This window comes from Pseudomonas syringae, from assembly GCF_021605415.1.
In the GTDB taxonomy this organism is placed as follows: domain Bacteria; phylum Pseudomonadota; class Gammaproteobacteria; order Pseudomonadales; family Pseudomonadaceae; genus Aquipseudomonas; species Aquipseudomonas syringae_S.
This window is the reverse complement of record NZ_WKEQ01000047.1, coordinates 20,048-38,681: the sequence shown is the minus strand read 5'-3', so window position 1 is coordinate 38,681 and position 18,634 is coordinate 20,048. Positions and strand designations below refer to the sequence as shown.

Below are 18,634 nucleotides of genomic sequence, written 5' to 3'. Positions count from 1 at the left end.
CTATTGCAAGGATCGCCACTTCGCCCGGCTGATTGCCGACCTGCCAGTGTTCCTGCGTCAAAGCCATGCCGAACGCGATCTCGCGGCCCTCGGGCAACTGATCGCCAGCCAACCCGAAGAGACCTGGGCGTTATGAAAGCCAATCCGATTGTCGGCCACGGTACTTCACTGCATGAATGGCAAACGAGCCAACACCTGGCTGAACTGCCAACGATCAACATCACCGAACTGGTGCCCCAAGGCAGCCGTGCAGTAATCGTCGCGCCACACCCGGACGACGAAGTACTCGGCAGCGGCGGCCTTCTACAACTGCTGGCGGCGGTCGGTCGCCCGATATTGTTGATCTCGGTGACTGACGGCAGCGCCAGCCACCCAGGTTCGGATCGCTGGCCGGTAGATCGGCTCAGCGTGATACGTCCGCAGGAGTCCGCCGAGGCGTTGCGCCGCCTCGGCCTGCCGCTGCATCAACTGAAGTGGTTGCGCGGCGGTTTCACCGACACTCAAGTCGCCACCGACGAAGAGGAACTGAGCGCATTCATCGAACGCTATCTGCAACCCGGTGACGTCGTTTTCAGCACCTGGCGCGAGGACGGCCATTGCGACCACGAAGCCGTTGGCCGGGCAAGCATCGATGCGGCAGCGCGGGCGGGCGTCACCTGCCACGAATTGCCGGTGTGGACATGGCATTGGGCGACCCCCGAAGACGCCAAGGTGCCGTGGCATCGAGCACGCAAGCTTTTGCTCTCGCCAGCCCGAGTCGCCCGCAAGCGCCACGCAATTCACGCTTTCGCCAGCCAACTGGAAGGCGATCCCGACGCCGGTCTGCCGCCGGTGCTCGCACCGCATGTGCTGGAGCGGCTGCTGCAACCCTTCGAGGTGGTGTTTCTATGAGCGTCGACGATCAGTATTTTCAGGGCCTGTTCGCCAGCAATGACGATCCCTGGTCATTTCGGCATCGCTGGTACGAACAACGCAAACGCGCAATCACATTGGCCTCTCTGCCCCGTCCACACTACCGATCGGTTTACGAGCCGGGTTGCGCCAACGGCGAATTGAGCGCCGCCCTCGCTGAGCGTTGCGACCGTCTGTTGTGCAGCGACACCGTCGCCACCGCCGTCAAACTGGCGAGCACCCGGCTGAGCCTGTTCGACCATACCCAAGTGCGTCACGGACGTTTGCCGGCAGACTGGCCCGAAGAGAAATTCGACCTGATCGTCTTCAGCGAAATCGGCTACTACCTGGACGCCGAAGACTTGAGCGCCGTGATCGGCCACATGAATGACTCATTGACCGCCGACGGCCAGCTACTCGCCTGTCACTGGCGTCCGCCCATCGACGGCTGCCCGCTCAACGCCCGTCAGGTGCACGACCAGCTTCACGAACAATTGCACATGCCCCGGCTGGTACTCCATCAGGAAGCCGATTTCATTCTCGAAGTATGGAGTCGCGAGCCTCGCTCGGTGGCAGCACTGGAGGGCTTGCGATGATTGGCATTCTGATCCCGGCACACAATGAGGAGGATTTGCTGGAGGACTGTTTGAATGCAGCCTTGCGCGCCAGCAAGCATGCATTGTTGGCCGCCGAGCCGGTGGAGATTCTGGTGGTGCTGGACAGTTGCACCGATCGCTCGGCTCAGATCGTCAGCCGTTATCCGGTGCTGAGCCTGGAAATTGAGGCGCGAAATGTAGGCCAGGCGCGGGCGGCCGGGGCCAAACTGCTGCTGGAGCGTGGCGCTCGCTGGATTTCCTGTTCGGACGCCGACAGCCGCGTCGCGCACGACTGGCTGGTGGCACAACTGGCTCTCGGTGCTGATGCGGTGTGCGGCACCGTCACGGTCGAGCACTGGCCGGACTCATTCGATGATGCCGCGCAGATCCGCTATCACCAGCATTACGAGGCCCGCGATGGCCATCGGCACATACACGGCGCCAACCTTGGGATCAGTGCCGACGCTTATCGCTGGGCCGGCGGTTTCAAGCCTTTGACTTGTCATGAGGATGTGCATCTGGTGCAGGCACTGCAACGCACCGGTGCCGATATCGCCTGGAGCGCGCGGCCACGGGTACACACAAGTGCACGGCTGGACGGTCGTGCAAGCGACGGTTTTGCTGACTGTCTTCGAAAAATGACACAGTTAGAGAAAAAAAAAGCGGATCAGATCGATCTATAACGCGACGAATCCCATGGCTTAGGCAATACTCTGTTCGCGGCAATCCAGGGGTTGGAGCGCCGTAAAAGACATCAATTTGCCTCCATCGAGCCTGTACAAATGCGGCTGTTGAGGACTGGCGAAACCAGACAAGGACGTAACCATAATGAAGACGCTCTCCATCAATGAAAGCTGCCAATCAGCACAAATCTGGAACAGCGCGGCACAACTGGACACCATCCCCGTCATCAACACCCGCACGCTGGTGCCCGCCGGTTCCCGTGTCGTAGTGATCGCACCGCATCCGGGCGACGAAGTGGTGATCTGCGGCGGCTTGCTGCAACTGCTGTCCAATCTCGGCCATCCCCTGCAACTGATTTCAATCACCGACGGCAGCGCCAGTCATCCTGGTTCGCGGCAGTGGTCGGAGAAACGCCTCAGCGTGTTTCGGCCCCAGGAAAGTGTCGAAGCCCTGCGCCGCCTCGACTTGCCAATGCACAGCCTGAAATGGATTCGCGGCGGTTTCACCGACAACGCCCTGCTTGATCAGCAACCGCAGTTGACCGAATTCATCGGCCGTTATCTGCGGCCGGGTGATGTGGTGTTCAGCACCTGGTGCGAGGACGGCAATGACGATCATGAAGTGGTCGGCCGCGCCAGCGCCGCCGCCGCGCGGGGTGCCGGCGCCTCGTTCCATGACGTACCGGTCTGGGCCTGGCACTGGCCCGAACGTGAACAGACGCTGATTCCCTGGCACCGCGCACGCAAGCTGCGTCTGGACAGCTGGACCGTTGCGCGGAAAAGCCACGCCACCCACGCCTACGCCAGCCAACTCAACGGCGAACCCGCCATCGGCCTCGCACCATCGCTGCCCCGAGTCATCCTGGATCGCTTGCGCAAGCCTTATGAAATCGTCTTCATCTGACTGGCACCCTGGAGCTGCCGAAGGCTGCGATCTGTTGATCTTTAAAATCAAAAGATCGCAGCCTCGTTTCACTCGACAGTTCCTACAGGGGATTGGGGTTAGGTGGCGGTGAAAATGAACTGCCCGGTCGCGCGTCAGTCGCATGGAAAGGAAGCCCCGATTCAGAGGAGTGAATGTGTCCAGCGATGCCAAACCTCACGCCATCGGCGTACAACTTTCAACACCTCCGGTGATTCATCGCCTGCGCGTGCTGACGGTCAATACCCACAAAGGATTCACAGCGCTCAACCGGCGTTTCATCCTGCCTGAACTGCGCGAGGCGGTGCGCAGTACGTCAGCCGACCTGGTGTTTCTTCAGGAAGTGGTCGGTGAACACGAACGACATTCCAGTCGCTACAACGAATGGCCGCAAACATCGCAGTACGAATTTCTCGCCGACAGCATGTGGAGCGACTTCGCCTACGGCCGCAACGCTGTGTATCCGGACGGTCACCACGGCAATGCGCTGCTGTCCAAATACCCCATCCGCGAATATCGAAATCTAGATGTATCGATCACCGGCCCCGAGCGCCGTGGCCTGCTGCATTGCATTCTTGATGTACCGGGCCACGCCGAAGTGCATGCGATCTGCGTTCATCTGAGTCTGCTCGAAAGCCATCGCCAGTTGCAGTTGCAACTGCTCTGTCAGTTGCTGGAATCCTTGCCAGAGGACGCACCGGTCATCATTGCCGGAGACTTCAACGACTGGAAGCTGCAAGGCAACGTCGCCCTCGCCCGCCGCGCCTATCTGCATGAGGCCTTTGAGCGCCATCATGGCCGCCCCGCCAAGACCTACCCCGCGCGTTTTCCACTGTTACGCCTTGACCGGATTTATCTACGGAACGCAAGCAGTCACGACCCGCAGATTCTCGGCAACAAGCCGTGGACGCACCTCTCTGATCACCTGCCGCTTGCCGTGGAAGTCCACCTCTAGTGTTCGAAACCGCTTGTCGGTTTCATTACACAAGCCAATAGTCGCTTATGAAAGCGCTCTCAATCACGGCCTACACAGCGTTTACTCATACAAACAAGAACTTAGATAAACGCGCTAAAACAATCGCTTGCAACGGCCAATTTACAATGACCGCTCATCGCTGGCTTTCTTGACGCGAGGCCTGCGGTCTTCTTGACTCCTCGTTACTACCCCCGGAAACAATACCCCGGGACAAGGCTTCGGACGCCGCAGCACTGGGCGCCTGTCGACTCGTCTCGCTCCTTTCGGTCGCCCCTCATTCGGGGTAGGAGAGACGCCACGTCGAGATGCCGCATGCGATTGCAAGGTAGACCGCCATGAAAACCTCCTTCACTTCTCAAGAGATCAAAATCACCTTCTGCACTGTTTCAAGCTCCCTGCTCCTGTGTTCCTCGATGGAGACGCAGGCTGATCCGGGAATGGAACAGACCCCCGCCTGGTATCGCCAGGATGTGCCGGTCATGACGTTGCCCGTTACGGTCATCACACCCGGCCCGCAACGCTTCAGCCCGCGAGCGAATCTGCAAGACGCGCATCTGCTCACTGAAGATCTGAACCCTGCTGCCTGGGAAAATTTCTATGGGAAAAGCTCGCGCCAGGCGCAGGCCGATGTCATGACACCCGGCTTCGCGATGCCCGGCAGCGGCGATTCGAAAGGCCCGGCGATCATGACCCTGCAAAGCGGCAGCGGTCATACCCAGCGGATCGGTCTGGTCGGCGGCCTTAATCAAATTCAGGGCAACGGCAATGGCGTGATCACCAGCCGCGCCCTCTCCGACCTGACCACCGACACCCTCAATTTGCAAGGCCAGGCGCTCGGCGCCTATTACAGCCTGACCGGGCCGCAGGGTTGGCACGTCGATCTGTCAGCCAGTGGTGGCCGGGTCAACGGTTTCAGCCGTAACGATCAGGGCGTAAGGCAGGCCACCGAAGGCAGCGCGGTGACGTTCTCGGTCGAGGGCGGTTTTCCCATTGGCTTGAGCAAGAACTGGGTCGTCGAGCCCCAGGCGCAGTTGATCAATCAACGCGTCACGCTGGACACGCCCTATGCCGGTTCCGCCAATGCGTCATCCAGCGACATCACGTCCTGGAGCGGTCGCGTCGGCGCACGCCTGAAAGGCAGTTACGATTTGAACGGCTTGCCGGTCGAGCCTTACGTGCGCACCAACCTGTGGCACACGGTGTACATCGGCAGCACGGTGACGCTGGATCAAGTGGACAAGATCAGCAGCAGCCGCAGTTCCTCGACAGTGGATCTGGGCCTGGGGCTCGTGGCGAGGGTAACGCCGTCTGTGAGTTTGTACGTCAGCGCCGATTACAGCAGCGATGTCGACGACAACGATTTGAACGGTCTGATCGGCAGCATGGGTGTGCGGATGCGCTGGTAATCCCCGTAGGAGCCGGGCTTGCCCGCGATAGCGTCGGATCAGCCACCACAGCATTGACTGATACACCGCCTTCGCGGGCAAGCACGGCTCCTGAAGGTCAGCCCTCGGGGCGCAGGATCAACACGGCCAGCGGTGGCAGATTCAGTTCCAGCGACAGCGCCTGCCCGTGGCTCGGCACCTCTTCGGCTGTCGCCCCGCCGCCGTTGCCATAATTGGAACCGGCATAAGTGTCGGCGTCACTGTTGAGCAATTCGACCCAACGCCCAGCAAACGGCACGCCAACGCGGTAAGCCTGGCGCGGCACCGGCGTGAAGTTGGCGACCACCAGCACAGGACGGCCGTCCTTGCTCCAGCGCATCCACGCGTAGACGCTGTTGATGGCGTCGTCACCGATCAGCCACTGGAACCCTTGCGGCGCGTCGTCCTGCTCGTGCAGCGCCGGCTCCTCCCGATACAACCGGTTGAGGTCGCTGACCAGTTTCTGCACGCCTTTGTGTTCCGAATACTGCAGCAGATACCAGTCCAGTTGCTGGTCGTGGTTCCATTCGCGCCACTGGCCGAACTCGCAACCCATGAACAGCAGTTTTTTGCCCGGATGGGTCCACATGAAACTCAGATAAGCCCGCAGGTTGGCAAATTTCTGCCAACGGTCGCCGGGCATTTTGTCGATCAGCGAGTGTTTGCCGTGTACCACTTCATCGTGGGAAATCGGCAGGATGAAACGCTCGGACCAGGCGTAGACCAGACCGAAACTCAACTCGTTGTGGTGGTGCGCGCGGTAGACCGGATCCTGCTGGATGTAATGCAGCGAGTCATGCATCCAACCCATGTTCCATTTGTAGGAAAAACCGAGTCCGCCCTGCTGCGTGCTCTGACTGACGCCCGGCCACGCCGTGGATTCCTCGGCGATCACCAACGCACCCGGCGCTTCCAGTGCGACGACGTCGTTCAGATGCCGCAGGAAATCGATGGCTTCCAGGTTCTCGCGGCCACCATGGCGATTCGGCACCCACTCGCCGGCCTTGCGCGAATAGTCGCGATAAAGCATCGACGCCACGGCATCAACGCGAAGTCCATCGACGTGGAAATGCTTCAACCAATGCAGCCCGGAAGCGAGCATGTAGCCATGAACTTCGGTGCGCCCAAGGTTGTAGATCAGCGTGTCCCAATCCTGATGAAAGCCTTCCAGCGGGTTGCCGTATTCATACAGCGCCGTACCGTCGAATTGCGCTAAACCATGGGTGTCGGTTGGAAAATGCGCTGGCACCCAGTCGAGGATGACGCCGATTTCAGCCCGGTGGCAGGCATCGACGAACGCAGCGAATTGATCCGGCGAGCCATACCGCGCGCTCGGGGCGAATTGCGAGAGCAGTTGATAGCCCCACGACCCCCCGAACGGGTGTTCCATGATCGGCATCAACTCGATGTGAGTGAACCCCAGCTCTTTCACGTAAGGGATCAAGCGCTCAGCCAGTTCCGGCCAGGAATACTGGCGGGAAACTTCACCCAGATCGTCCAGTTCGCATTGCCAGGAACCGGCATGCAACTCGTAGATCGACAGCGGCGCAGTGGACTTCTGCCGCTCGCTGCGGCTCGCCATCCAGTCGTGATCCTGCCAGTCGATGCTCAGCGGCGAGGCGACTTTCGACGCAGTGTCCGGCGGCAAACTGGTGGCCAGCGCCATCGGGTCGGCCTTAAGCGGCAGAATGCCGTCCTTGCCGAGGATTTCGTATTTGTACAATTCACCGGCTTGCAGACGCGGAATGAAAAGCTCCCAGACGCCCGAGGGATGACGCAGACGCATCGGATGCCGGCGCCCGTCCCAGACGTTGAAATCACCGACCACCGACACCCGCCGGGCATTCGGCGCCCACACCGCAAAGCGCACGCCGTCGACGCCGTCTACGTTCTTCAATTGCGCACCGAGGCAGGCACTGAGGTCGCGGTGATTGCCCTCGGCAAACAGGTACAGATCCATTTCGCCCAGTAACGGCCCGAAGCTGTAAGGATCTTCGGCAACCTGCTCGCCCCCGGCCCAGCGCGTACGCAACAGATATGGACGGCTGCTGGCGAAATGTCCGACAAACAACCCGGGGGTTTCGCTCAACGTCAGCGCACCTGTTTCCTCGCCGCTGTCCTTGTCCAGCACGGCGACGCTCAGCGCCCCCGGCAGATAAGCCCGAATGAATTGCCCCCCAGCGCCATCGCCGTGGGGGCCGAGAATCGAAAAAGGGTCTGGATGTTCCGCACGCACCAAGGCGTCGATATCCCGCGCCCCGGGCAGCAATGCCTCTTTACCGTGACCCTGTTCCTTGTTCGAGAAACTCATGACTACTCTCCACCAAGATCGGAAAAGGGTTTAAGCCCTGTCAATAACCCATACAAACCGTGCAATGGCACGGGCAACCATGTGGGTCGATTTTCGGCTTCATAGGCCACTTCATAGGCCGCCTTCTCCAGCCCGAATAGCGCAAGCGCGGCGTCAGCGCCTTCAGGATCTTGCCAAGCATGTTCAAGACTAGCTGCTGCCCGGCGATATGCTTCGACAAATACTTCACGCGCTTCACTTAAGTAGCGTTCGGCCACGCGACGGCGCGCCACTTCCGCTTCGGGACTGTTATCGACGTTGTGCACGTTGATGGTCATCGCCGCCGCGTAATCGAACGATCGCAGCACGCCGCTGACATCCTTGTACGGGCTGTGTTTGCCGCGACGTTCGGCCAATGGCCGCGCCGGTTCGCCCTCGAAGTCGATCAGATAGGCGTCGCCCTTGATCACCAGTACCTGACCCAAATGCAGGTCGCCATGAACCCGAATACGCAAACCACCCTGGGATTTCTTCGCCAATTCCTGGACATGGCCAAGAATGGCTTTTTTGTTGTCCAGCAAACGAGTGACCAGCGTTTTGTCCGCCGCGTTCAATTCGCTTTGGTGCTGCTTGAGCAATTTCAACGCGTGCTCAATCTGAGCCGACACGTCCTTGCCCGTCGCTTGGGCTTCCTTGGCGCCGGTGACTTGCGGGGCGAAGTCCTGGTTATCGCTTGGCGCGGCCAGAACCTGGTGCATTTCGCCCAGACGCTGGCCGAGCATGCCGGCGAAATCCTTCAGTTCGCCGAGGGCGTTGTAGTGCTGCTCCTGCTCGGACACGGCGTCGGCCAACTCGTCACGCAGCGCCCGTTCGAGGTTGTTCTGCGTCCATTCCCAAGCATCGCCCTGATTGTTCAAATAGCCTTGGGCGATCATCAGTAAGTTGTCTTCGCCCTCGGCGTCTCGGCGGATCACCGAGCCGAGCAACGGCGAAATGTTGGCGAAACCGGCGGCGGTCAGGTAAGCGCTCATCTCCAGTTCGGGGTGAACGCCGGAGGCGACTTTACGGATCAGTTTCAGCACCAGACTGTTGCCGATCACCACCGAGCTGTTGGATTGCTCGGCGGACAGGTAACGCACTTCCGGCTCGGCGCCAAGACCCAGCGCTTCCAGCTGTGACGTGGCTTCGAAGCGGATCTCGCCGTCGTCCGAATTCAACACCGTACCCGCCTCCATGCCTTGCAGCACGGCCCGGACGAAGGCTTCCAGGCTGAACGCATCAGTGATCAACCCGACCTGACGCACGCGTCGCACCCGCGACAGCGCCAATTGCTGTGGCAGCGCCGGGCCTACGTGATCCTCGCCGATAAAGCCGAACGGCAGTTGATAGCGACTGACCTGGCCACCACTGGTCACTTCAATCTCGCTGAGCAACACCGGACGCTCGGCGTCACCAAAGCGCACGCCATAAGCCAGCCTGACCTGATCGATGGCTGCGCCTTTGCCGGCAAACCAGCGGCGATTCTGCAACCAGCTCGGCAGAATCGCTTTCTCCAATGTCGCGCGCGATGGCGCTTCGAGCAGCTCCTCCATGCGTTTTTTCAGCACCAGCGTGGTGAAATCCGGCAGGCTCTGCGACGGTTCGACATGCCAGCTCGGCATCTGGTTTTCTGCCGCCAGGCCGAACCAATAAAATCCGTACGGCGCCAGCGTCAGAAGGAAATTCAACTGGCCGATGGGCGGGAACGCATTACCGCCAAGCATTTCCACCGGCACCATGCCGGCGTAGGCCGACAGATCCAGCTCCACCGCTTGCGCGCTGCGCGACACGTTGGCCACGCACAAAATGATTTCGTATTTGCCGTCGTCGCCCGTGTATTCGCGGGTATAAGCCAATACGCGACGGTTGCTTGGGGAAAGCATCTTCAACGTGCCGCGCCCGAATGCTTTCGATTGTTTACGCACGGCCAGCAAGCGCCGCGTCCAGTTCAACAGCGAATGCGGGTCGCCGGACTGGGTTTCGACGTTGACCGACTGGTAGCCGTATTGCGCATCCATGATCGGCGGCAGCACCAGACTGGCCGGGTCGGCGCGGGAAAAACCGCCGTTGCGGTCGATCGACCATTGCATCGGCGTACGCACGCCGTCGCGGTCACCGAGGTAGATGTTGTCGCCCATGCCGATCTCGTCGCCGTAATACAGCGTCGGCGTGCCCGGCATCGACAGCAGCAGGCTGTTGAGCAATTCGACGCGGCGGCGATCGCGCTCCATCAGCGGTGCCAGTCGGCGACGGATACCGAGATTGATCCGCGCACGGCGATCGGCGGCGTAGTAATTCCATAGGTAGTCACGCTCTTTGTCGGTGACCATCTCCAGCGTCAATTCATCATGGTTGCGCAAGAAGATTGCCCATTGGCAATTGGCCGGGATTTCCGGGGTCTGGCGCAAGATGTCGGTGATTGGAAAGCGGTCTTCCTGGGCCAACGCCATGTACATGCGCGGCATCAACGGGAAGTGAAACGCCATGTGGCACTCGTCGCCGTTGAGGCCTTGGGCGTCGGTGTCGCCGAAATACAGTTGGGTGTCTTCCGGCCATTGGTTGGCCTCGGCCAGCAGCATGCGGTCGGGGTAATTGGCGTCGATCTCGGCGCGGATCTGCTTGAGGACGTCGTGGGTTTCCGGCAGGTTCTCGTTGTTGGTGCCGTCCCGCTCGATCAGATACGGAATGGCGTCCAGACGCAAACCGTCGATGCCCATGTCCAGCCAGTAGCGCATCACCGACAGCACGGCTTTCATGACTTGCGGGTTATCGAAGTTCAAATCCGGCTGGTGCGAATAGAAACGGTGCCAGAAATATTGTCCGGCGACCGGATCCCAGGTCCAGTTGGACTTCTCGGTGTCGAGAAAAATGATCCGCGTGCCGTCGTATTTCTGGTCGTCATCCGACCACACATAAAAGTCCCGCGCCGCCGAGCCAGGCTTGGCTTTTCGCGCCCGCTGAAACCATGGGTGCTGATCGGACGTGTGGTTGATGACCAGCTCAGTAATGACCCGCAAACCACGTTTGTGGGCTTCGGCGATAAATTTTTTGGCGTCGGCCATCGTGCCGTAATCGCTGTGCACGCCGCGATACTCGGCGATGTCATAGCCGTCATCGCGACGTGGCGAGGGGTAGAACGGCAACAGCCAAATGGTGTTGACGCCCAGCTCGGCGATGTAATCGAGTTTGGCAATCAGCCCGGGAAAGTCACCGATACCATCGTTGTTCGAGTCGAAAAAGGATTTGACGTGAACCTGATAAATCACCGCGTCTTTGTACCAGAGCGGGTCCTTGATAAAGGTGGCTGATCTGGGTTTCTTCGCCATGTGGAACTCCTGTTGAATTCGGTATGTATCGACGTGATCGTTCCCACGCTCGGCGTGGGAACGATCAATGTCAGGCCGTGATGCGCCAGATGCCGAAAGGCTGGTAGGCCGGATCGATGCGCATGAATTGGTATTTGCCGTACCAGTCCCAACGGTGCCCATTCATGAGGTCTTCGCCATGGGTGATGGCGTCGTCCGGCAAACCCATTTCCCACAATGGCAATTCAAAATTGGCTTCCTGTACGTTGTGTGGATCAAGGCTTACGGCCACCAAAATGAAGTTGCTGCCGTCAAAGCTGCGTTTGCCGAAAAACAGAATGTTGTCGTTCCAGGCGTTGTAGACCTTCAAGCCCAAGTGCGTTTGCAGCGCCGGGTTTTGCCTGCGAATGCGGTTGAGCTGGGCGATCTCGGCGATGATGTTGCCGGGTTGGGTGAAGTCGCGAACGCGGATCTCATACTTCTCCGAGTCGAGGTATTCCTCCTTGCCCGGCACTGGCGCCGACTCGCACAGCTCGTAGCCCGAATACATGCCCCACAGCCCCGAACCCATCGTCGCCAGCGCTGCACGGATGAGAAAACCCGGACGCCCGGACTCATGCAGAAACGCCGGGTTGATGTCCGGCGTGTTGACGAAGAAATTCGGCCGGTAGCATTCGCGCCAAGGCGATTCGTTGAGCTCAGTGAAATATTCGGCCAGCTCGGCCTTGGTGTTGCGCCAGGTGAAATAGGTGTAGCTCTGGGTGTAACCGACCTTGCCCAGCCGCGCCATCATTGCCGGCGTGGTGAAGGCTTCGGCGAGGAAAATCACCTCCGGATGCAGCGCGCGCACATCGGCAATCATCCATTGCCAGAACGGCAACGGCTTGGTGTGCGGATTGTCGACGCGGAAGATCTTCACGCCCTCTTGTACCCAGCCGATGACGATATCGCGCAGTTCGACCCAAAGGCTCGGGATGGCGTCCGGCGCGTAGAAATCGACGTTGACGATGTCCTGGTATTTCTTTGGCGGGTTCTCCGCGTATTTGATCGTGCCGTCCGGCCGCCAGTTGAACCAGCCCGGATGCTCCTTGAGCCACGGGTGATCCTGGGAACACTGGATGGCGAAATCGAGGGCGATTTCCAGACCATGCTCAGCGGCGGCGGCTACCAGTCGGCGAAAATCCTCGCGGGTGCCGAGTTGCGAATGAATCGCCTCGTGCCCGCCCTCTTCGCTGCCAATCGCATAAGGGCTGCCCGGGTCGTCGGGCCCCGCATTCAACGAGTTGTTTCGGCCCTTGCGATGACTGCGGCCGATGGGATGAATCGGCGTGAAATACAGCACATCGAAGCCCATGTCCTGAATCATCGGCAGACGCGAGTGCACATCGTTGAATGTACCGTGACGAGCAGGATCGTCAGTGATGGAGCGCGGGAACAGCTCGTACCAACTGGCGAACTCGGCGAGTTCACGTTCGACGTCCATCGGGTACTCGGGACTGATGCTCAAGTAGGCGCGATGATCCGCCGCCGCCATCAGTTCGGCACTGCGCGAGTGCAAAAACAACGCCACCTGTTCGGTTTCGAGCAGCCCGGACAATTCGTGGTGGAGCGCCGCCAATTGCTCGCTGAGCTGGCCTTCGCTTCGCTCGGCGGCCTGTTGCACCATGGTGCGGCCTTCCTGCAGTTCCAGTGAAATCGGAACGGCGGCGGTGTGTTTCTTCTCCAGTTCGTATTGGAAACTGGCGAAATGATCGATCCAGGCCTCGATGCAATAGAGAAAACGGCCCTGATGTTCGGGTTGAAACACACCTTTCCAACCGTTGTTGCCCTGATCGGACATGACTTCTTCCTGCCACGTATCCTCGCCTTCTTCGCGCCAGCGAATGCGCACAGCCAGTTTGTCGTGACCGTCGGCAAAGACTTTGCAGGTCACCACGACGTCCCGGCCGGCGATGGACTTGGCGGCGAACTGGCCGCCTTCAAGGGTCGGCATGGTGTTTTCGATGGCAATACGCGGGAGCAACAATGCCTGCGACAGCGGCATGTGCGGGTTGTAACTGGTTTCGGAGGGTATTTCAGCAGTCATTGAGCATCTCTCCTTAACGCCCCAAGGACGCTCTTGTGCCGGATTGGCGTTCTCGTTCGGACTTTTTCCGGCGATGAACTCACTAAGGTTCCGAGCGACGCGCGCCGGGGAAGTTCACAGGGATTTGCCTGACCACGACCGGGGGATCGAATCCGTCGCAAGGTGGTCAACCCACTTAAGCACTTCTTACGCCATGTGCCACACGGAGGTTGTTATGAATATCCCCATCCCGGCCGAAACGCCCGATCCGAACATCGACAAACCGAACCTGCCTGAAACCGAACCGCCACCAATTCCGGAACAGGAACCGCCTGGCACCACGCCGCCGCCGAAGGAAGAACCGCCGTCGACGATGCCTCCCGTCATCGTCAGTCCGTGATCCTGCCTTCCAAACTATTGATTGTTTTTGCGCGGATCGCATAGGACCCGGCTGATCGTTCCCACGCTCTGCGTGGGAATGCATCCCGGGACGCTCTGCGTTCCTTAGGCGTTTCCACGCAGAACGTGGGAACGATCATCAAGGGTCATTCCTGGTCTTTTTCGAAGATTTTTACAATCCGTGGCATCACGCTGAAAACGCCCAGCGCCAGCAGCGTACTAAGCACCGCTGTCGCTTCCCGGCCCAGCCCCGCCGCGACACCAATCGCCGCTGTCATCCACAGCCCGGCGGCCGTGGTCAGGCCTTTCACGTGTTCTTCATCGCCATTGTGATTCTTCAGGATCGTGCCAGCGCCCAGGAAGCCGATGCCGGCGATCACCCCTTGCACCACGCGACTCATCGCATCGTCCTCGGCGCCGGACATCTGCGGCACCAGCACGAACAACGCCGCCCCCAACGCCACCAGCATGTGCGTACGCACGCCGGCGGCCTTACCCTTGTGCTCGCGCTCGAAACCGAGAATGCCGCCCAATAGCGCCGCCATCAGCAGGCGCACCGTGATGCGCGTCAATTGTGCAGCGTCGCCAATGTCGGCGAACTCCGTTTGCAGAGTGCTCCACACTTCATGCCACCACGCGTTCATCCGGCCTTCCTTCGTTCAGGTTGATAAAGCATGGACAGCGCCGACCACTAATCGGTTGCGCAGAACGATCGCCGCTTGTTGAGTCCTAAGACTTTAGGTTCCCCTGGAAAAAAGGACAGATCACATGACCGTTCGCATCGAAAATCAGACTGGCTTTTTCACCACCGAAAACGGCGAGGAAATCCGCTTGTGCAGTGACCTGACGGTGATTACCGACAGCGAAAAGTCGATGTCGGCGGTGGAGATCGACAACCGGCGCATCTACATCACCGAAGCGGAAGCCGATGCGCTGACCGTCGCAGGGGCCACTGACGGGCGCAAAAACCTCAAGGCGACTGACGCAGATTCGATCATCTGATCACACACCGTTAACACGGTATGTCACCTGTAAATCTGAGAGGCAGCCTAGCCCGGCATCTGCTTCAAGTTGTCACAGGCTGTCACGTAAATCCCATCTGATCCGCTTTTTATAAAAATAGCTGAGCCTGTTATGCAAACAGATCGACGCTCATAGTGCCCCGGCCTGATGGAGGCTGATGAGCGAATAATCATGAGCGAACAAATCCCCGTCCGACTGGTAGACACCTTCGAGCCGCGTCCTAAGCAGACCAAGGCCAAATCCAGCGACAGCCTGATCCACACCCGCAGTTTCACCGGACTGTTCCGAACCCTGCGCCTGAGCGGCGCGGGGTTTCTGTTTTTTGTGTTCTTCGCCACGGTCTGGCTGAGCTGGGACGGTCGTCAGGCGGTGTTGTGGGATCTGTCGCAAAGCAAATTCCACATCTTCGGCGCGACCTTCTGGCCACAGGATTTCATCCTGTTGTCCGCGCTGCTGATCATCGCTGCCTTCGGCCTGTTCGCCATCACCGTGTTTGCCGGACGGGTCTGGTGCGGTTACACGTGCCCACAGAGTTCGTGGACATGGCTCTTCATGTGGTGCGAGAAAATCACCGAGGGCGAGCGTCATCGACGTATCAAGCTGCAAGCCGCGCCGTGGGGATTTGACAAACTGATCCGCCGTTCGGCCAAGCACACTCTGTGGCTGGCCATCAGCCTGCTCACCGGGCTGACCTTCGTCGGTTACTTCACGCCGATCCGCCCGCTGACCGAGGAACTGCTGACCTTGCAGATCGGCGGAGTCAGCCTGTTCTGGGTGCTGTTTTTCACGGGTGCCACTTACATCAACGCCGGATGGCTGCGTGAAGCGGTGTGCATGCACATGTGCCCGTATGCGCGCTTCCAGAGCGTGATGTTCGACAAGGACACCCTGACCATTTCCTACGATGTGGCCCGAGGCGAGCATCGCGGCCCGCGCAAGCGCGACCTCAAACCTGCGGACGCCGACCTGGGCGACTGCATCGACTGCCAAGTGTGCGTGCAGGTCTGCCCGACCGGCATCGACATTCGCGACGGCTTGCAGATGGAGTGCATTGGCTGCGCGGCCTGCATCGACGCCTGTGACTCGATCATGGACAAAATGAACTACCCTCGCGGCCTGATCCGTTACAGTTCCGAGCGCGAGCTGCAGGGTGGCAAGACTCACCTGCTGCGTCCACGGCTGATAGGCTACAGCGCCGTGTTGCTGGTGATGATCGGCGCGCTGGTGCTGGCACTGGTCGAGCGACCGATGGTGTCGCTGGACGTGACCAAGGACCGTGGCCTCTTTCGCGAAAATGCCTTGGGCCAGATTGAGAATATCTACAGCCTCAAGGTGATCAACAAAACCCAGCAGCGTCAGGACTACAACCTGAGCCTGGTGGAGGGCGACGACTTTCAATTGCAAGGCAAGACCGAACTGAGCCTGGCGCCGGGTGAGATTGTCGATGTGCCGGTGTCGGTGGCGATGACCACGGAACGCCCGGCCAGCAGCTCGCAGACCTTGAGTTTCAAGATTGCCGACAGCGATGAACCTGAAGTTTATAGCGTGGCGAAAAGCAGGTTTGTGGCGCCGATGAATCGCTGAGCCGCTAAGATGCGGGCCGATCAGGAGATAAAGTCCCTGTGGGAGCGAGCCTGCTCGCGATTGAAGGCGACTTGTTTTCCAGGCATGAAATCAATAACGGACCCAAGATGAAACGCTACGAAAAATTCGCCGACGACATCGCAGAACTGATTCGCTCCGGCGTCCTCGGCCCCGGCGAGCGAGTGCCGTCAGTTCGCTATGCGAGCCAGACTTACGGCGTCAGTCCGTCCACGGTGTTTCAGGCCTACTACCTGCTCGAGCGTCGAGGCCTGATCCGCGCCCGTCCGCGTTCCGGCTATTTCGTCAACGCCCACGCGCCCACTCCGTTCTCCGAGCCGGCCGTCAGCACTCAGGTCAACGAGTCCACCGATGTCGACGTCAGCGAGCTGGTGTTTTCGGTACTGGAATCGATCAAGGATCCAAACACCGTGCCCTTCGGCTCGGCATTCCCCAGCCCTACCCTGTTTCCACTGCAACGCCTGTCGCGTTCGCTGGCCAGCGCCACGCGGGAAATGGATCCGCGCATGGTGGTCACCGATATGTCGCCGGGCAATCCACAACTGCGACGGCAGATCGCGCTGCGTTACATGGTCGGCGGATTGATGTTGCCGATGGAAGAGTTGTTGATCACTAACGGCGCCCTGGAGGCGTTGAACCTGTGTCTGCAAGCCGTCACTGAACCGGGCGATCTGGTGGCTATCGAAGCCCCGGCGTTCTACGCCTGCCTGCAAGTGCTGGAACGCTTGAAACTCAAGGCCGTGGAAATCCCCGTGCACCCGCGCGATGGCATTGACCTGGACGTCCTCGCGCAAACACTCGAACGCCACTCGATCAAGGCCGTCTGGTGCATGACCAGTTTCCAGAACCCGATGGGCGCGACCATGCCCGAGGAAAAGAAAAAAGCACTGGTCGAGTTGTTGCGCGACCATCAGGTGCCGATGATCGAGGACGACGTTTACGCCGAGTTGTACTACGGCCAACAGGCACCCAAACCGGCCAAGGCCTTTGATACCGAAGGATTGGTGATGCACTGCGGCTCTTTCGCCAAGAGTCTGGCTCCGGGTTATCGCATTGGCTGGGTCGCTGCCGGCCGCTACGCGCAGAAGATCGAGCGACTCAAGCTGATGACCTCATTGTGCGCATCCATGCCGGCACAAGCGGCCATCGCTGATTATCTGCAACACGGCGGGTATGACCGCCATCTGCGCAAGTTGCGTTATTGCCTTGAAGAACAACAAAGCGCCATGCTCGCGGCGATCGCCCGCTACTTCCCCGCCCAGACCCGCGTCAGCCAACCGGCAGGCGGCTATTTTCTGTGGCTGGAGCTGCCGCCGGAAATGGATTCATTGAAATTGTTTCAGATGGCTTCGGCCCAGGGCATCAGCATTGCGCCCGGGCCGATTTTCTCGCCAACCCAGCGGTTCAGGAATTGCATTCGCCTGAATTACGGCAGCCCCTGGACCGAAGAGTCGGAAAAGGCGATGGAGACATTGGGACGGATCATCAAATCCTTCTAAAGCAAACAATCGCAGCCCCGCGTCAGCTCCTACACTGCCTCCTGCAGGAGCTGCCGGAGGCTGCGAGCTTTAGCGCCCACCCCCCAGATCAACAAACGTCCCCGTCGCATACGAAGCTTTGTCAGACAGCAACCAGACAATCGCCTCCGCCACCTCATCCGGTCGGCCACCACGGGCCATCGGAATGCCCGATTCCAGCTTGCTGACCCGCTCTGGATCACCGCTCAACGCATGGAAATCGGTATAGATGTAGCCCGGGCGCACGGCGTTGACGCGAATCCCCTCGCCCGCCACCTCTTTCGACAGCCCAATGGTGAAGCTGTCGAGCGCGCCTTTGGAGGCCGCGTAATCGACGTATTCATTGGGCGACCCCAGGCGCGATGCCACCGAAGAGACGTTAACGATGCTGCCGCCCTGCCCGCCATGTTTGGGCGACATGCGCAGGATCGCGTGCTTGGCGCAGAGGATCGGGGCCAGGACATTGGTTTTCATGATTTTGAGAATGCGGAATTCGGACATTTCGTCGACCCGCGATTTATGCCCGACGGTGCCGGCATTGTTGACCAGCGCTGTAACCCGTCCGAGTTCGCTGTCGACGCGCTGAAACAACCCGATCACTTCGTCTTCGATGCTGACATCGGCACGCACGGCAATGGCTTGTGCGCCCAGGTTGCGAACCTGATCCAGCACATGGTGGGCGGCTTCCTCATCCGATTGGTAGTTGATGCAAACCCGATAGCCAAGCCCTGCCGCCAACAGCGCCGTGGCCGCGCCAATTCCGCGCCCACCGCCCGTGATCACAATGACTTTATCCATGCTGGCCTTCCCCCAAAATGCACACGTAACAATCGGAAAGAAGAATAACCGTCATTGCGGGGTTTTGCATGGCTGCATATGACCACCATCCCGCAGGTTTTTGG

General features: G+C 59.7%; 15 protein-coding genes and 1 pseudogene. 11 read left to right on the top strand and 5 right to left on the bottom strand.

The features are described 5' to 3' along the window. The 7 genes and pseudogenes from GIW69_RS23835 to GIW69_RS23805 all read left to right on the top strand — a co-directional run. Nucleotides 1-136 (top strand): annotated as a pseudogene (locus GIW69_RS23835) (acyl-CoA dehydrogenase); the annotation flags it as partial. Beyond that, nucleotides 133-891, top strand: a complete 759-nt coding sequence (locus GIW69_RS23830; protein WP_236485222.1) for a PIG-L family deacetylase — start codon at nt 133-135, stop codon at nt 889-891. The pseudogene GIW69_RS23835 and the gene GIW69_RS23830, both read left to right, overlap by 4 nt. Next, nucleotides 888-1,487: an SAM-dependent methyltransferase gene (locus tag GIW69_RS23825; RefSeq protein ID WP_236485221.1), complete on the top strand. Its 600-nt coding sequence runs from the start codon at nt 888-890 to the stop codon at nt 1,485-1,487. Before GIW69_RS23830 ends, GIW69_RS23825 begins: the two co-directional genes overlap by 4 nt. Continuing rightward, nucleotides 1,484-2,170, top strand: coding sequence for a glycosyltransferase (locus tag GIW69_RS23820; RefSeq protein WP_236485220.1), 687 nt, complete (start codon nt 1,484-1,486; stop codon nt 2,168-2,170). The genes GIW69_RS23825 and GIW69_RS23820 overlap by 4 nt, the downstream gene beginning before the upstream one ends. Nucleotides 2,171-2,315: 145 nt before the next feature. After that, complete coding sequence (locus tag GIW69_RS23815) at nt 2,316-3,074, top strand: PIG-L family deacetylase (protein ID WP_236485219.1); 759 nt, start codon at nt 2,316-2,318, stop codon at nt 3,072-3,074. A gap of 175 nt (nt 3,075-3,249) precedes the next feature. Next, a complete protein-coding gene (locus tag GIW69_RS23810) occupies nt 3,250-4,047 on the top strand; it encodes an endonuclease/exonuclease/phosphatase family protein (RefSeq protein WP_236485218.1) in 798 nt (265 codons plus the stop codon). Between the two features lie 356 nt (nt 4,048-4,403). Beyond that, complete coding sequence (locus GIW69_RS23805) at nt 4,404-5,474, top strand: autotransporter outer membrane beta-barrel domain-containing protein (protein ID WP_236485217.1); 1,071 nt, start codon at nt 4,404-4,406, stop codon at nt 5,472-5,474. 97 nt (nt 5,475-5,571) lie between these two features. Here the strand turns inward: GIW69_RS23805 and glgB are convergent, their stop codons facing one another. From glgB to GIW69_RS23790, 3 genes are all read right to left on the bottom strand, one after another. Next, on the bottom strand, nt 5,572-7,803 hold the full coding sequence (gene glgB, locus GIW69_RS23800; RefSeq protein ID WP_236485216.1) for a 1,4-alpha-glucan branching protein GlgB: 2,232 nt from the start codon (nt 7,801-7,803) through the stop codon (nt 5,572-5,574). 2 nt (nt 7,804-7,805) lie between these two features. Then, nucleotides 7,806-11,147 carry a maltose alpha-D-glucosyltransferase gene (gene treS, locus GIW69_RS23795; RefSeq protein WP_236485215.1) on the bottom strand — a complete coding sequence of 1,114 codons (3,342 nt, stop codon included), beginning with the start codon at nt 11,145-11,147 and terminating at the stop codon, nt 7,806-7,808. A 70-nt stretch (nt 11,148-11,217) separates the two neighbouring features. Continuing rightward, entirely contained in the window at nt 11,218-13,212 is a 1,995-nt protein-coding gene (locus GIW69_RS23790) for an alpha-1,4-glucan--maltose-1-phosphate maltosyltransferase (RefSeq protein WP_236485214.1), read from the bottom strand. A 214-nt stretch (nt 13,213-13,426) separates the two neighbouring features. On the opposite strand from GIW69_RS23790, the gene GIW69_RS23785 reads away from it, so the two are divergent. Further along, a complete protein-coding gene (locus tag GIW69_RS23785; protein WP_236485213.1) occupies nt 13,427-13,591 on the top strand; it encodes a hypothetical protein in 165 nt (54 codons plus the stop codon). Between the two features lie 145 nt (nt 13,592-13,736). Here the strand turns inward: GIW69_RS23785 and GIW69_RS23780 are convergent, their stop codons facing one another. Next, nucleotides 13,737-14,234, bottom strand: coding sequence for an MgtC/SapB family protein (locus GIW69_RS23780; RefSeq protein WP_236485212.1), 498 nt, complete (start codon nt 14,232-14,234; stop codon nt 13,737-13,739). A 124-nt stretch (nt 14,235-14,358) separates the two neighbouring features. On the opposite strand from GIW69_RS23780, the gene GIW69_RS23775 reads away from it, so the two are divergent. The 3 genes from GIW69_RS23775 to mapR all read left to right on the top strand — a co-directional run bounded on the left by GIW69_RS23775 (nt 14,359) and on the right by mapR (nt 17,714). Then, nucleotides 14,359-14,592 carry a DUF3203 family protein gene (locus GIW69_RS23775; RefSeq protein ID WP_236485211.1) on the top strand — a complete coding sequence of 78 codons (234 nt, stop codon included), beginning with the start codon at nt 14,359-14,361 and terminating at the stop codon, nt 14,590-14,592. A gap of 192 nt (nt 14,593-14,784) precedes the next feature. Further along, entirely contained in the window at nt 14,785-16,197 is a 1,413-nt protein-coding gene (gene ccoG / locus GIW69_RS23770; RefSeq protein ID WP_236485210.1) for a cytochrome c oxidase accessory protein CcoG, read from the top strand. Between the two features lie 107 nt (nt 16,198-16,304). Beyond that, nucleotides 16,305-17,714: a GntR family transcriptional regulator MpaR gene (gene mapR, locus GIW69_RS23765; protein WP_236485209.1), complete on the top strand. Its 1,410-nt coding sequence runs from the start codon at nt 16,305-16,307 to the stop codon at nt 17,712-17,714. Between the two features lie 69 nt (nt 17,715-17,783). Here the strand turns inward: mapR and GIW69_RS23760 are convergent, their stop codons facing one another. Beyond that, nucleotides 17,784-18,530, bottom strand: coding sequence for an SDR family oxidoreductase (locus GIW69_RS23760; RefSeq protein WP_236485208.1), 747 nt, complete (start codon nt 18,528-18,530; stop codon nt 17,784-17,786). Nucleotides 18,531-18,634 lie beyond the last annotated feature (104 nt).

Excerpts from the sequence above, each read along its gene's own strand:
- GIW69_RS23830 (WP_236485222.1), top strand. The coding sequence starts at position 133 with ATGAAAGCCAATCCGATTGTCGGCCACGGTACTTCACTGCATGAATGG.
- GIW69_RS23825 (WP_236485221.1), top strand. The coding sequence starts at position 888 with ATGAGCGTCGACGATCAGTATTTTCAGGGCCTGTTCGCCAGCAATGAC.
- GIW69_RS23820 (WP_236485220.1), top strand. The coding sequence starts at position 1,484 with ATGATTGGCATTCTGATCCCGGCACACAATGAGGAGGATTTGCTGGAG.
- GIW69_RS23815 (WP_236485219.1), top strand. The coding sequence starts at position 2,316 with ATGAAGACGCTCTCCATCAATGAAAGCTGCCAATCAGCACAAATCTGG.
- GIW69_RS23805 (WP_236485217.1), top strand. The coding sequence starts at position 4,404 with ATGAAAACCTCCTTCACTTCTCAAGAGATCAAAATCACCTTCTGCACT.
- glgB (WP_236485216.1), bottom strand. The coding sequence starts at position 7,803 with ATGAGTTTCTCGAACAAGGAACAGGGTCACGGTAAAGAGGCATTGCTG.
- treS (WP_236485215.1), bottom strand. The coding sequence starts at position 11,147 with ATGGCGAAGAAACCCAGATCAGCCACCTTTATCAAGGACCCGCTCTGG.
- GIW69_RS23790 (WP_236485214.1), bottom strand. The coding sequence starts at position 13,212 with ATGACTGCTGAAATACCCTCCGAAACCAGTTACAACCCGCACATGCCG.
- GIW69_RS23785 (WP_236485213.1), top strand. The coding sequence starts at position 13,427 with ATGAATATCCCCATCCCGGCCGAAACGCCCGATCCGAACATCGACAAA.
- GIW69_RS23780 (WP_236485212.1), bottom strand. The coding sequence starts at position 14,234 with ATGAACGCGTGGTGGCATGAAGTGTGGAGCACTCTGCAAACGGAGTTC.
- GIW69_RS23775 (WP_236485211.1), top strand. The coding sequence starts at position 14,359 with ATGACCGTTCGCATCGAAAATCAGACTGGCTTTTTCACCACCGAAAAC.
- ccoG (WP_236485210.1), top strand. The coding sequence starts at position 14,785 with ATGAGCGAACAAATCCCCGTCCGACTGGTAGACACCTTCGAGCCGCGT.
- mapR (WP_236485209.1), top strand. The coding sequence starts at position 16,305 with ATGAAACGCTACGAAAAATTCGCCGACGACATCGCAGAACTGATTCGC.
- GIW69_RS23760 (WP_236485208.1), bottom strand. The coding sequence starts at position 18,530 with ATGGATAAAGTCATTGTGATCACGGGCGGTGGGCGCGGAATTGGCGCG.